General features: G+C 68.1%; 11 protein-coding genes. 6 read left to right on the top strand and 5 right to left on the bottom strand.

Annotation, left to right across the window (positions count from 1 at the left end; translation table 11 throughout):
* Nucleotide 1 precedes the first annotated feature (1 nt).
* The 5 genes from gmk (at nt 2) to ACFXKN_RS03380 (ending at nt 5905) form a co-directional block, all read left to right on the top strand.
* On the top strand, nt 2-586 hold the full coding sequence (gene gmk, locus ACFXKN_RS03400; RefSeq protein ID WP_056810544.1) for a guanylate kinase: 585 nt from the start codon (nt 2-4) through the stop codon (nt 584-586).
* Between the two features lie 27 nt (nt 587-613).
* Nucleotides 614-892, top strand: coding sequence for a DNA-directed RNA polymerase subunit omega (rpoZ, locus tag ACFXKN_RS03395; RefSeq protein ID WP_378945604.1), 279 nt, complete (start codon nt 614-616; stop codon nt 890-892).
* A gap of 29 nt (nt 893-921) precedes the next feature.
* A complete protein-coding gene (coaBC, locus tag ACFXKN_RS03390) occupies nt 922-2139 on the top strand; it encodes a bifunctional phosphopantothenoylcysteine decarboxylase/phosphopantothenate--cysteine ligase CoaBC (protein WP_378945610.1) in 1218 nt (405 codons plus the stop codon).
* Nucleotides 2140-2354: 215 nt separating this feature from the next.
* Nucleotides 2355-3566: a methionine adenosyltransferase gene (metK, locus tag ACFXKN_RS03385; protein WP_378945615.1), complete on the top strand. Its 1212-nt coding sequence runs from the start codon at nt 2355-2357 to the stop codon at nt 3564-3566.
* Nucleotides 3567-3580: 14 nt separating this feature from the next.
* On the top strand, nt 3581-5905 hold the full coding sequence (locus ACFXKN_RS03380) for a primosomal protein N' (protein WP_378945618.1): 2325 nt from the start codon (nt 3581-3583) through the stop codon (nt 5903-5905).
* 73 nt (nt 5906-5978) lie between these two features.
* On the opposite strand, the gene ACFXKN_RS03375 is transcribed toward ACFXKN_RS03380, so the two are convergent.
* Nucleotides 5979-6824 carry an SDR family oxidoreductase gene (locus ACFXKN_RS03375; RefSeq protein WP_378945623.1) on the bottom strand — a complete coding sequence of 282 codons (846 nt, stop codon included), beginning with the start codon at nt 6822-6824 and terminating at the stop codon, nt 5979-5981.
* A gap of 80 nt (nt 6825-6904) precedes the next feature.
* Between ACFXKN_RS03375 and ACFXKN_RS03370 the strand changes: the two genes are divergently transcribed.
* Nucleotides 6905-7492, top strand: a complete 588-nt coding sequence (locus tag ACFXKN_RS03370; RefSeq protein WP_378945626.1) for a TetR/AcrR family transcriptional regulator — start codon at nt 6905-6907, stop codon at nt 7490-7492.
* A 60-nt stretch (nt 7493-7552) separates the two neighbouring features.
* Here the strand turns inward: ACFXKN_RS03370 and ACFXKN_RS03365 are convergent, their stop codons facing one another.
* The 4 genes from ACFXKN_RS03365 to ACFXKN_RS03350 all read right to left on the bottom strand — a co-directional run bounded on the left by ACFXKN_RS03365 (nt 7553) and on the right by ACFXKN_RS03350 (nt 12805).
* Nucleotides 7553-7999 (bottom strand): type II toxin-antitoxin system RatA family toxin, encoded by a 447-nt coding sequence (locus ACFXKN_RS03365; RefSeq protein ID WP_378945629.1) that lies wholly within the window; start codon nt 7997-7999, stop codon nt 7553-7555.
* A 16-nt stretch (nt 8000-8015) separates the two neighbouring features.
* Nucleotides 8016-9251, bottom strand: a complete 1236-nt coding sequence (locus tag ACFXKN_RS03360; RefSeq protein WP_378945632.1) for an aspartate aminotransferase family protein — start codon at nt 9249-9251, stop codon at nt 8016-8018.
* 70 nt (nt 9252-9321) lie between these two features.
* Entirely contained in the window at nt 9322-10353 is a 1032-nt protein-coding gene (locus ACFXKN_RS03355) for an SDR family oxidoreductase (RefSeq protein ID WP_378945635.1), read from the bottom strand.
* A gap of 289 nt (nt 10354-10642) precedes the next feature.
* Complete coding sequence (locus ACFXKN_RS03350; RefSeq protein ID WP_378945638.1) at nt 10643-12805, bottom strand: MMPL family transporter; 2163 nt, start codon at nt 12803-12805, stop codon at nt 10643-10645.
* Nucleotides 12806-12814: the final 9 nt, after the last annotated feature.

Here is a 12814-nt window from a genome sequence, read left to right as displayed (position 1 = left end):
GGTGGACAAAAACACGCGGAAGGGCCGGCTGGTAGTACTGGTCGGCCCCTCGGCTGTGGGTAAATCCACGGTCGTGCGGTGCGTGCGGGAACGCCTGCCCGAATTGGTCTTCAGTGTGTCGGCCACGACGCGGGACCCACGTCCCGGCGAGGTCGACGGTCTCGATTACCGCTTCGTTTCCCGAGTCGAGTTCGACGCCATGATCGCGGCGGACGAATTGCTCGAATGGGCAGACATCCATGGGGGGTTGCAGCGATCGGGCACCCCCGCCGCCCCGGTGCGCGAAGCGCTGGCGAGCGGACTTTCAGTACTGATCGAAGTCGACCTGGCCGGTGCACGGTCGGTCCGGCAGGCGATGCCGGAAGCGCTGCTGGTGTTTCTCGCGCCGCCGAGCTGGGAAGAACTGGTCTCGCGGCTGCGTTCGCGCGGCACCGAGACGCCCGAGGTGATCGAGCGCAGGCTCGAGACGGCCCGGGTCGAATTGGCGGCCTGTGACGAGTTCGACACGGTCATCGTGAACAGCGAGGTAACGACCGCTTGTGAGCAGTTGGTATCGTTGTTCGTTAGCACAAATTCGAGTTCTTGACCCACTAACCCGCAGGAGTCACCCCTAGTGAGCACGGACATCACCGCAGTACCCGCGTACGACACTCCGATCGGCCTCACCAACCCCCCGATCGACGAGCTGCTCGACCGCACGTCCTCCAAGTACGCCCTGGTGATCTACGCGGCCAAGCGCGCCCGTCAGATCAACGATTACTACAACCAGCTCGGTGACGGCATCCTCGAGTACGTCGGCCCGCTCGTCGAGCCGGGTCTGCAGGAGAAGCCGCTGTCGGTCGCCATGCGCGAAATCCACTCCGACCTGCTCGAACACACCGAGGGCGAGTGACAATCTCTAGTCCGGAGGCGTAGAAGACCATGCGGATCGTCGTCGGGGTCGGCGGGGGCATCGCCGCCTACAAGGCGTGTGCCCTCGTTCGCCGTTTCACCGAGACCGGACACCAGGTGCGGGTTATTCCCACCGAGTCGGCTCTGCAGTTCGTCGGTAAGGCGACTTTCGAGGCGCTGTCCGGTCAGCCGGTGCACACCACGGTGTTCGCCGACGTGCCCGAGGTGCCGCATGTCCGGATCGGCCAGGAGGCCGATCTCGTGGTCATCGCCCCCGCCACCGCGGATCTGATGGCGCGCGCCGCACAGGGGCGCGCCGACGATCTGCTCACCGCCACCTTGCTGACGGCCCGATGTCCGGTGCTGTTCGCGCCCGCGATGCACACCGAGATGTGGGAGCATCCGGCGACGGTGGCCAATGTCGCGACCTTGCGCGCGCACGGCGCCAACGTGATGTCACCCGCCTCGGGTCGGCTCACCGGCACCGATACGGGTCCGGGACGGCTGCCCGAACCGGAGGAGATCTTCGGTCTGGCCTCGCTGCTGCTCGAACGTGCCGACGCGCTGCCTCGCGACCTGACCGGTCGCCGCGTGGTGATCACCGCCGGTGGTACGAGGGAACCCCTCGACCCGGTGCGCTTCCTCGGCAACCGCAGCTCCGGCAAGCAGGGCTACGCCCTGGCCAGGGTCGCCGCCCAGCGTGGCGCCCAGGTGACACTGATCGCGGGCAACACGATCGAGCTCGCACCGCCCGCCGCGGTCGAACTGGTCCACATCACCACCGCCGACCAGCTCAAGACCGCGGTCGACAAGCACGCGCTCGGCGCCGATGCGGTGATCATGGCGGCCGCGGTCGCCGATTTCCGTCCGACACACGTGGCGGCCGCGAAGATCAAGAAGGGCGCCGACGAACCCGACGTGATCCCGCTGACCAAGAACGAGGACATCCTCGCCGGCTTGGTCGACGCCCGCACCGAGGGACGGCTCGCCGGTACCGCGATCGTCGGTTTCGCCGCCGAGACCGGTGACGACAACGGCGACGTGCTCACCCACGCGCGCGCGAAACTGGCGCGCAAGGGCTGCGATCTGCTCGTGGTCAACGCGGTCGGCGAGGGCAAGGCGTTCGAGGTCGACACCAACGACGGCTGGTTGCTCGGCGCCGACGGCACCGAACAGGCCCTCGATCACGGGTCGAAGGCGCTGCTGGCCAGCCGGGTGCTCGACGCGCTGATCCCGTTGCTGCCCTGACCGGGGAGTTCGCGTCGATTTCGCGCCAAAAGAGTTGCGCGGCAACGTGGGTCGCGCAGTCTACCGTCCGCGCGGGTGTTCGCGGTGTGGCTTGATACTTACCCGCCACCATGTCGGTGGTTTGGAATAGTCTTGATGAGAAGGGTTGCGCGGTAGCACCGAGAAGTTACCGTCACAAGCCGAACGAGTTACCCGTTGAGGGAGAGGGAATAACTGTGCGTACGACAGGTAGTCGGCTATTCACCAGTGAGTCCGTGACCGAAGGTCATCCGGACAAGATCTGTGACGCGATCAGCGATTCCATCCTCGACGCATTGCTCGCGGAGGACCCGAGCAGCCGGGTCGCGGTGGAAACCATGGTCACCACCGGGCAGGTCCATGTCGCGGGCGAGGTCACCACCTCTGCCTACGCCGACATCCCGCGGATCGTGCGCGAGAAGGTCCTCGAGATCGGATACGACTCCTCCGCAAAGGGATTCGACGGCAACTCCTGCGGTGTCAACATCGCGATCGGTGCCCAGTCGCCCGATATCGCCCAGGGTGTCGACACCTCGCACGAGGCGCGCGTCGGCGGCTCCGACGATGCGATCGAGCGCCAGGGCGCCGGCGACCAGGGCCTGATGTTCGGCTACGCCACCATCGACACGCCCGAGCTGATGCCGCTGCCGATCGCGCTCGCGCACCGGCTCTCGCGCAAGCTCACCGAGGTCCGCAAGTCGGGCGTGCTGCCCTACCTGCGTCCCGACGGCAAGACCCAGGTCACCATCGAATACGACGGTGACCGGCCGGTCCGCCTGGACACGGTCGTCATCTCGACCCAGCACGCCGCCGATATCGACCTGGACAACCTGCTTGCCCCCGATATCCGCGAAAAGGTCGTCGACGCTGTCATCGGCGATCTGAACCTGCCCAGCCTCGACACCTCCGATATCCGTCTGCTGGTCAACCCCACCGGCAAGTTCGTCCTCGGTGGGCCGATGGGCGACGCCGGCCTGACCGGCCGCAAGATCATCGTCGACACCTACGGCGGCATGGCCCGCCACGGTGGCGGCGCGTTCTCCGGCAAGGATCCGTCGAAGGTCGACCGCTCGGCCGCCTACGCGATGCGCTGGGTCGCCAAGAACGTGGTGGCCGCGGGTCTGGCGGATCGCGTCGAGGTGCAGGTCGCGTACGCGATCGGCAAGTCGGCCCCCGTCGGTCTGTTCGTCGAGACCTTCGGCACCGAGAAGATCGACCCGACCAAGATCTCCGTCGCCATCTCCGAGGTCTTCGACCTGCGTCCGGGCGCGATCATCCGCGACCTGGACCTGCTGCGCCCGATCTACGCGCCGACCGCGGCCTACGGACACTTCGGCCGCACCGATGTCGACCTGCCCTGGGAGCACACGGACCGCGCCGACAAGCTGCGCGCGGCCGTCGGCCTGTAGTAGTCACGGACCGCGTGACAGCGGACGATTCATCGACAGCAGCGGGACACCCCATCGCGAGGGTGCTCCCGCTGTTGTCGCCTGCCCACCTGGACCGGGACTTCGATTACCTCGTCCCCGCTGAACTGGACGAGATCGCGCAGCCGGGCGTGCGCGTGCGCGTTCGGTTCGCCGGTCGCCTCGTCGACGGTTACCTCCTGGAGCGTCTCCCGCGCAGCGACCACAACGGCAAGATGCTGCCGCTGGAACGAGTCGTCTCCGCGGAACGTGTCCTCACCCCGGAAATTCTGCGACTGGCCACTGCTGTCGCCGCCCGTTACGCCGGGACTCGCGCGGATGTCCTTCGCCTGGCGATACCCCCGCGTCATGCCCGCACCGAAACCGGCGGTGCGAAGAAGGCCGATGTCGTGAAGAAGCCGGCGGGTTCGGCGACGCAGATTGTCGATACTACCGATGATTCGACGTTCGAGCCGGCAGGGTCACCCGCCGTCGATGAGCAAGGCACGGGCGACTCGGCGCCGGAAGGGGTTGAGGGTGAGCATGTTTCGCGCTCGACTGCGGTGGCCGACTCGACTGGTGAGGGTGCCTCGACTGGTGTGAACAGCTCCACCGGCGCGGACGGCTCGGCCTCGGCGGGTTCTGGCGACGTCGGCGATTCGACCACGGAGGTCGGCGGGGCAGCAGCGGGCGGGTCGGATTCGCCGTCCCCGGGGGTCGAGGTCGATCGCATGCCCAGTGTCGAGGTCGACGCGTCAGCGTGGGGTCGGTACGCGCACGGCATGGGCTTCGTCGGCGCACTGGCGCAGGGTAGGGGGGTGCGGGCGGCGTGGCAGGCCTTGCCGGGGGAGGACTGGGCGGCGCGGCTGGCGGAGCTGGCGGCGACCGTGGTGGCGGCCGGGCGCAGCGCGGTGTTGATGGTGCCGGATCAGCGGGACCTCGATCGATTGCTCGCCGAATGTGTTGCGCTGGTGGGGGATCAGGCTGTCGGGTTGTCTGCCGGGTTGGGGCCTGCGGCGCGGTATCGGCGGTGGTTGGCGGTATTGCGGGGGCAGGCTCGGATCGTGGTGGGAACTCGGGCGGCGGTGTTCGCGCCCGCACGGGATCTCGGGTTGATCGCGATGTGGGACGACGGCGACGACACCTACGCCGAGCCGCGGTCGCCGTATCCGCATGCTCGTGAGGTGGCGATGTTGCGGGCGCACGAGACGGGGGCCGCGTTCGTCGCCGCCGGGTTCGCGCGGACGGCCGAGATCCAGGCGGTCGTCGAATCCGGTTGGGCACGTGACCTTCTCGCGGAACGTCACGTGTTGCGAGAGGTGACGCCCAGGATCAGCGCGCCGGGCGACAGTGATTTCGCGCTGGAGCGGGATGCGCTGGCGCGGTCGGTGCGGATGCCCGGTGTGGCGTTCGCCGCGGCGCGGTCCGCGATCAAGGAGAACGTGGCGGTGCTGGTTCAGGTGCCGCGGCGCGGGTATGTCCCGTCGCTGGCCTGCGCGAAGTGCCGGACGCCCGCACGGTGCCGGCACTGCAACGGTCCGTTGGCGTTGCCGCACGCCACCCATGGTGAAGCGGCCAGTCCGCAGTGCAAGTGGTGTGGGATCACCGAGGCCGCGTTTCGCTGTCAGGCGTGTGGTGCGCGAGCGCTGCGCGCGACGGTGATCGGGGCGGCTCGGACCGCCGAGGAACTCGGGCGTGCGTTCTCGGGGGTGCCGATTCGGACCTCGGGAGGCGGGGAGGTACTCGACACTGTCGAACCCGGCGCCCAGGTGGTCGTCGCGACGGTGGGCGCCGAGCCTCTCGTTCCCGGCGGCTACGGGGTGGCGCTGTTGCTGGACGGATGGGCCCTGCTCGGCCGCGCGGACCTGCGCGCGGGCGAGGACACCCTGCGCCGCTGGATGGGTGCCGCCGCCCTGGTCCGCCCGCGCGGCCAGGTGATCGTGATGGCCGAGCCCTCCCTGCCGACCGTGCAGGCGCTGGTCCGCTGGGACCCGGTCAACCACGCCGCGGCCGAACTCGACGCCAGGGCCGAAGTCGGGTTTCCGCCCGCGATCCGGCTGGCGGCCGTCGACGGGACGACCGATTCGATCGCCGAACTACTCGAAGCCGCCGCTCTTCCTGACGGCACCGAGATCCTCGGCCCCGTCCCGTTGCCACCCACTGCGCGTAAACCGTTCTCGGGCACTGACTCTCCGGCCGAAGTCGAGCGGATGTTGTTGCGTGTCGCCCGGTCCGACGGTGCTCCGCTCGCCCGCGCGTTGACCGCCGCGCAGGCGGTGCGGAGCACGCATCGGTCCGATGCGCCGCTGCGGGTGCAGATAGACCCGGTCGATATCGGGTGATCGGCCTGCTCGGCGGTGGCCGATCCGGTCAGGTATGCGCGCGGCTGAGGGAGGCTCTCCGTCTCCGTGCGCGTCAGGCGTACATCTCCCGATGGCGTTGTGCCCACTGGGTGTACGAGGTGGCTGGGCGGCCGAGAACACGGTCGATGTCGTGGCTGACCTGCTGTTCTTCGGGGGTCGGGGTGCCGAGGATGGTCAGGGTGTGGTCGGCAACCGGTTCGGGCATGAAGCGGAGCATGTTCTGTTTGGCCTGTTCCGGGGTGAGTTCTACGAAGGCGATCGGGGTACCGACCGCTGCGGCCAGTGCCGCGGCCTGGTCACGCGGGGTGATGACGGCTGGGCCGGTCAGGGTGTAGGCGTGGGCGTGGTGGCCCGCTTCGAGCAGCGTCGCGGCAGCCACGGCGGCGATGTCGGCGGGGTCGACGGCGGGCAGGCCGACGTCGCCGAAGGGCGCGGGGACGATGCGTTGGGTGCGAATCGGTTCGATCCAGGCGAAGGTGTTGGAGAAGAACGCACCCGGACGCAGCGCGGTCCACTCGAGGCCGGATTCGGCCAACGCCTGTTCGAACGCGATGGTTCTGGCGTAGCCGTCGGAGTGCTGGCGGGTCACCGCACCCTGTGACGATACGAAGACGACCCGGCGCACGCCCGCGTCGGCGGCGGTTTTCAGCACAAGGGCCGGTTCGGGGCCGGTCATCAGTTGCTCGCCGGTGACGAGCAGGAACAGTGCCTCGGCACCCTCGAGCGCGGGGGAGAGGCTGTCGAGATCGCCCAGGTCGGCGACCGCGTGCTCGACACCCGCGGGCAGGGAGACGGGGCGAGTGCCTCGGGAGACGGCCCTGACCCGCTCGCCCGCGTCGGCGAGGAGACCGACCAGGGTGCTGCCGATATTGCCGGTTGCTCCGGTGACGACAATCATGCGAATCCTTAGTTAGTTGGCTGACTGACTTGCTGGACAGAACGTATCCCATCGGCAGCCCACTGTCTATAGTTAGTTGTATGACTAAATCGGACGCGCAGGTCAGCCCACAGATCGGGAAGCGGGAACGCCTGGTTCAGGCGGCGATGCGCGTTTTCTACCAGCAGGGCATCGAGAAGACGACGATCGCGGATATCGCACGCGAGGCCGACGTGCCGGTCGGCAATGTCTACTACTACTTCAAGACCAAGGATCAGTTCATCGCCGCGGTCATCGAGCTGCACGCGCAGGTGCTGGCGGGCGCGGTCACCGAGCTCGCGGAGCTGCCGGGCCCTGCCGAGAAACTGAAGGCGATGGTGCGCAGCTGGGTCGACCAGCGGGAGATGGCGGCGAGGTTCGGTTGCCCGACCGGTTCACTCGCCGCCGAACTGGACAAGCGCGAGGATGCCTTCGGTGGGGAACCGGCACGGGTGATCGGGCTACTCGTGGAGTGGGCACGCGAGCAGTTCGCCGAGCTGGGCCGCGCCGATGCCGACGAACTCGCGATCGCGTTCGTCGCCGCGTACCAGGGAATCTCGTTGCTCACCAACACCTTCCGCGACCCGGACCTGATGGTCACCGAGGGGGCGCGCCTGCAGCGATGGATCGACGAGCTGGCCCGGAAGTAGGGGCGCGTTCTGCCGAGCACTTCGATGGGCTCGGCAGAACGCCTGGTCAGGTGGCTTGGATCAGGATGCGACGGCTACCGACGCGCTGATGGCGGTCATCAGCTCGTCGATGTTGTCGTGCAGGGCGCGGGTGGCGATCGGGTCGAGCATGGCCGCCAGACTCGGCATGCCGAGATCGAAATCGGCGTCGAAGCTCACCACGGCGTCGGCGCCGTCGGCGGCCACCTCCCAGCGGCCCTCGAAGGCGACCAGATCGCCGGCGACCTGGACGAACGAGTAGGTGCGGGCCGCGGTGTCGAACAGGTCGCGTTCGGTCCAGCGCAGCGAGCCGTCACGGAAACGGACCTCCCAGTCGCTGGTGGCGGCGCCACCGTCGGCATCCCAGGTCACCTCGACCTGCTGCACACCGTCGGCGATGTGGGGGTAGCTGTCGAGATCCTTGAGCTGAGCGAAAACCGTGTCGGCGTCGATGTTCTCGATGCGTCGGCTGAGCGAAACAGTAGGCATGGCAGAACTCCTGTGATCAGACGTGAGCGAGTAGTGCGGTGAGTGCGTTGTCGAGTGCGACCAGGACGGTGCGCTCCTGGTCGTCGGTGAGCACGGCGGGCGGGGTGAGCCGCACGACCGCGCTCGCGCCGAGTGAGTGATTGACGATCACCCCGTGCGCGAGCAGGTCGGTGACCAGCTCGGCGGCCAGATCGGGTCGGGTGAACTCGATGCCGATGAGCAGACCGCGACCGCGTACCTCGCGGACGGTGCGGCCCACATACTGCGCGCACAGGTCACCGACCGTGGCGAGCATCCGCTCACCCAGTTCCGCCGCGCGTGCGGCGGTGTCACCGGCGACGAGCGCACCGACCGTGGCGATCACCGCCGCCGAGGCCAGCGGTGACCCGCCGAAGGTCGACGAGTGCAGGGTCGGGTCATCGGCGAAGGGCCGAAACGCGGTCGCGGTGGCGAGCACCGCCGACACCGGAACCACTCCGCCGGACAGTGCCTTGCCCACCAACAGCACATCGGGGCAATCGATCTCAGGCTGATGTGCCCACATCGTGCCGGTGCGGCCGAGGCCGGTCTGGATCTCGTCCACGATCAGGAACGCGTCGTTGGCCCGGCACAACCGCTGCACGGCGGCGAGATAACCCGGCGGCGGGATCACGACGCCACCCTCACCCTGGATCGGCTCCAGAATGACCGCACCGCGCCCCTCGGCCGCGACGAGCTCGGCCTCGAGTGCCGAGATGTCGCCGTAGGGAATCGCGGTGGCGGACAGCAACGGCTGAAAACGCTGCTGGTACTCCGGCTTCGGCGTCACCGCCAGCGCGCCGGTGGTCTTGCCGTGGTACCCACCGAGCATGGTGATCAGCCGGTCCTTGCCGTGTGCCCGGGCGATCTTGAGCCCGAGCTCGGTGGCCTCGGCGCCGGAATTGAGGAACGCGACGGACTCGAGCGCCTCCGGCGCGATCGAGACCAGCGCCCGTGCGGCCTCGGCGACCTTGGGCTCCAGCAACAGCCGGGTCGCGAGAGGATGCGTGCGCACCTGCTCGACCACCGCGGCCACCACCGGTTCGGGGCAGTGCCCGAGCAGGAACACCGCGTACCCGCCACAATCGATGAAGGAACGGCCGTCGGCGGTCTCGACGATCGCGCCGTGCGAGGCCACTTCGACTGGTGCGCTGACGAATTCGGCCAGGGCCGCGCGCCCACGACCCAGATGCGCCCGATACAGTTCGACGATCTCGGCGCGTTCGATGGTCATGCTGTCTCCATTCGGCATGCTCGGGCTCCCTCCGTGGTTACGCAGGCTGCCGCCTTCGGGCGCTGACCGCTCATGCCGCTACCGTCTCGGGTAGCCAGTACGCGCGCACGGTGCGGGTCAGCAGATCGCGCGCGGTGTCCAGGCTCGGCTGGATGCCGACGAACGGGCCGGTGCCGAGGCTGGATTCGAACGGCGCGTCGGTGAACAGCGATGCCATGGCGAGCAGATTGTCGAACTTCTTGCGTGCCTTGGCATCGAGCACATCGCCGAGCATCGGCAGGATCAACCGCTGCACCGCCTCGATCTGGAAGTAGCGCGGGCTGTCGAGCTCGGTGCCCTCGGCGCGGTAGAGCTCACGGCACAGCTCGACGATCGCGCCGGTCTCGATGGCGTGCTCACCGGCGGTGAGCCAGTACTCCGAGCCGTCGGTATCGGCGGTGGCGAGGCGGGCCAGTGCCGACGCGACGACATCCTGGGCGAGGAAGTCGACCTGGGCGGTGTCGCTGAACGGCACGAACGGCAGCGCGCCCTTCACATAGGCGCCGAGGAAGGTGTGCAGGCCCTGGTGGCGAATGATCTGCCCGGTCGCCGAATCGCCCATGAGCAGCGACGGACGGGCGATCACATAGGGCACGCCCGACCCGCGCACCGCCGCTTCGCCGTCGATCTTGGACCGCAGGTACATGTCGCGACCGTCGGCACATCCGGTGCCCGTGACGACCAGCGCCGACTCGGCGCGGGCGACGAACGACGAACTGGTGTGCACCAGATCGGCGCCGGCGACCTCGCAGAACCGCAACACATTGCGCGTGCCGTTCACGTTGATCGAGCGGATGGTCTCTTCGTCGCGGTTGAAGTCGACCATGGCCGCCACGTGGATCACCCGGTCGACCTCGTCGGCGATGCGCTGGTAGTCGTCGCCGAGACCGAGATCGGGCTGACGGATATCGCCGCTGAGCCAGGTGACACCGGGACGCGCGGCCCCGGTCTTGCTGTGGCCGACAGCGTAGATGCGATGGCCGGGCAGTAGTTCGACCAGTGCGCCGCCGATAACGCCGGACGCGCCGGTGATCAGGAAAGTGGACTCACGGTTGATGCTCATGTTCCCTCCACTCCGGGGGCGGGGATCGAACGAATTCGTCGCGCACCCGGTAGTAGTTCGGTGGACCCGAGAAGCGGATGTGTTACGCCGTTGTGACCTCCGCGAAATCCAAAGTAGCCCAATGAATTTCGATTTCCGGTGACGTCCAGGTGAACTCGGAGAGGCGATCGGGCCATTTCCCGGTGCGATCGCGAAACATGTGATCAGCGCCGTCGGAAGCTGTAAAAGCCCACGTCAACGGCGCCCGGCACGAAACTCGCCGGGCGTCGTCGACGCGGGTGAAATCCGGTCAGGCCGTGACGATTTCACGCTCCGGTCGGATTTCGGTCACCTTCGGCAGCGACTCTCCCTCGATGTCGACATGGGGCAGCAACCGCTCCAGCGGCCCCGGCAACCACCACGCCCAGCGGCCGAGCAGTGCCATCACCGCGGGGATCAGGGTCATCCGCACGACCAGTGCGTCGAACAACACGCCAACGCCCATGGCGAAGCCGATCGGACCGATCATGATGTTGTGGCTGAACAGGAATCCGGCGAAGACCGCGATCATGATCACCGCCGCCGCCGCGACCACGCGCACACTGTGGGCGTAACCGGTGCGTACCGCGGTGAGCGCTGAACCGTCCCCGGTGACGTAGGCCTCGCGCATCCGCGACACCAGGAACACCTGGTAGTCCATCGCCAGCCCGAACAGCACGCCGATCAGCAGAATCGGCAGGAACGCCAGGATCGGTGCCGGGTGGTGCACATTGAGGACCGAGCCCAGCCACCCCCACTGATAGACCGCCGTGGTCGCGCCGAGCGCCGCGGCCAGGGAGAGCAGGAAGCCCAGCGCCGCGGTGAGCGGAACCAGCAGTGAACGGAACGCCAGCATCAGCAGCGTCAGGGCCAGGCCGACGACGACGATCAAGAACGGTGCCAACGCGGCGGAGAGCTTGCGCGCCACGTCGATCGCGATCACCGTCTCGCCGGTCAGATGGAGGGTCGCACCGTGTTCGGCCCGCAGGTCGGCCCCGCCGCGCCGGATCGACTTCACCAGGGTGGCAGTGTCTTCCGAGCTGGGCTCGGTGGTCGGGACGACCACGAACTGAGCGGTGTCCGCGCCCGCGTTGACCTCGGGTGGCAACGTCATCGCGACGCCGGGCAGCGCGGTGATCTGCTCGATCGCGGCCTGGGTCTGTGCTTGGATGCGGCTCGGTTCACCCTGCACCACCGCCACGAGTGGCCCGTTCAGTCCTGGTGTGTAGGCCTCGGCGAGCAGATCGTAGGACTGCCGCGCGACGGTATCGGTCGGTTCCTGGCCCGCGTTGGGCAGGCCGAGGCGCAGGCCGAGGGCAGGCAGTGCGACGACCGCGAGCACGCCGATTCCCGCCAACAGGGTGAGGATCGGTCGCTTGGTCACGGTGTCGCCCCAGCGGTTGGGCCGCTGTGACGCCTCGATCGAGGCCAAGCCTCGCCCGCGCGGAGTCAATCGCTCGCCGGCGAAGCCGAGAAGCGCGGGCAGCAGCGTAATCGCCAGCAGCACAACGACTCCGACGCTGGCTGCCGCTGCCAGGCCCATGCCGGTGAGGAACGGTATTCGGGCGATCGCCAAGCCACACAGGGCGATCAGCACGGTGGCACCGGCGAAAACGACCGCGCTGCCTGCCGTTCCGATGGACCGCGCCGCCGATTCGCGCACCGGCATCGCCTCGGCCAGTTGCTGACGATGCCGCGACACGATGAACAGCGTGTAGTCGATACCGACCGCCAAACCGAGCATCAGCGACAGCGCCAACGTGGCCGACGACGCGTCGAACAGCGTGGAGGCCGCGACCACGCCACCGGTGCCGATGCCCACTCCGACCAGCGCGAGTAGCAACGGCAACCCCGCGGCGAGGAGTGAACCGAAGGTGATGACCAGCACGGCCATCGCGATCGCCACACCGACCGCCTCGGACGGTCCGACGAACGAGGCCTCGGTGTAGAACGGCCCGCCGGTGAGCATCGGCCGCAGCCCCTGCGCGCTCAACCGGTTGCGGACCGTCTCCACGGACTGCTTCGCGGTCGGGTTCACCGGGGTGGCGAAGGAGATGTCGACGAAGGTGACGTCGCCCTTCTCGGACACCGCGAACACGGCCGGGGTGACGCCGTCGATGCCAGGTGTGCCGCTCAGTGTCGCGAGTTCGGCATCGATCTGGGTCAGCGGCAGCGGTTTGCCGTCGGGAGCCCGCACGACGAGCCGGGCGGGCGCTTCGCCCTGCGTGGTCGGTGCGCCCTTGCCGAAGCTGTCCTTCAGCACGATCTGGGCGCGGTCGGATTCGGTGCCGGGAATGTCGAACCGATCGGAAACCCTGGCGCCCAAGGTGATTCCGACGAGTGCGACGGCAGTGGCGATGAGTGACCACACGGCGACCACCCACCACGGATTGCGAAAACAGAGATCGCCGAGGCGATAGAGAGCCCGCGCCATGGTTACCCC

This window comes from Nocardia sp. NPDC059195 (assembly GCF_042754695.1).
Classification (GTDB): domain Bacteria; phylum Actinomycetota; class Actinomycetes; order Mycobacteriales; family Mycobacteriaceae; genus Nocardia.
This window is presented reverse-complemented; position numbering and strand designations above follow the sequence as displayed.

Bases quoted from the DNA above. Each gene is read 5' to 3' on its own strand.
- ACFXKN_RS03365 (WP_378945629.1), bottom strand. From the start codon at position 7,999: ATGCCTACTGTTTCGCTCAGCCGACGCATCGAGAACATCGACGCCGAC.
- ACFXKN_RS03350 (WP_378945638.1), bottom strand. From the start codon at position 12,805: ATGGCGCGGGCTCTCTATCGCCTCGGCGATCTCTGTTTTCGCAATCCG.
- ACFXKN_RS03375 (WP_378945623.1), bottom strand. From the start codon at position 6,824: ATGATTGTCGTCACCGGAGCAACCGGCAATATCGGCAGCACCCTGGTC.
- ACFXKN_RS03355 (WP_378945635.1), bottom strand. From the start codon at position 10,353: ATGAGCATCAACCGTGAGTCCACTTTCCTGATCACCGGCGCGTCCGGC.
- ACFXKN_RS03360 (WP_378945632.1), bottom strand. From the start codon at position 9,251: ATGACCATCGAACGCGCCGAGATCGTCGAACTGTATCGGGCGCATCTG.
- ACFXKN_RS03370 (WP_378945626.1), top strand. From the start codon at position 6,905: ATGACTAAATCGGACGCGCAGGTCAGCCCACAGATCGGGAAGCGGGAA.
- coaBC (WP_378945610.1), top strand. From the start codon at position 922: ATGCGGATCGTCGTCGGGGTCGGCGGGGGCATCGCCGCCTACAAGGCG.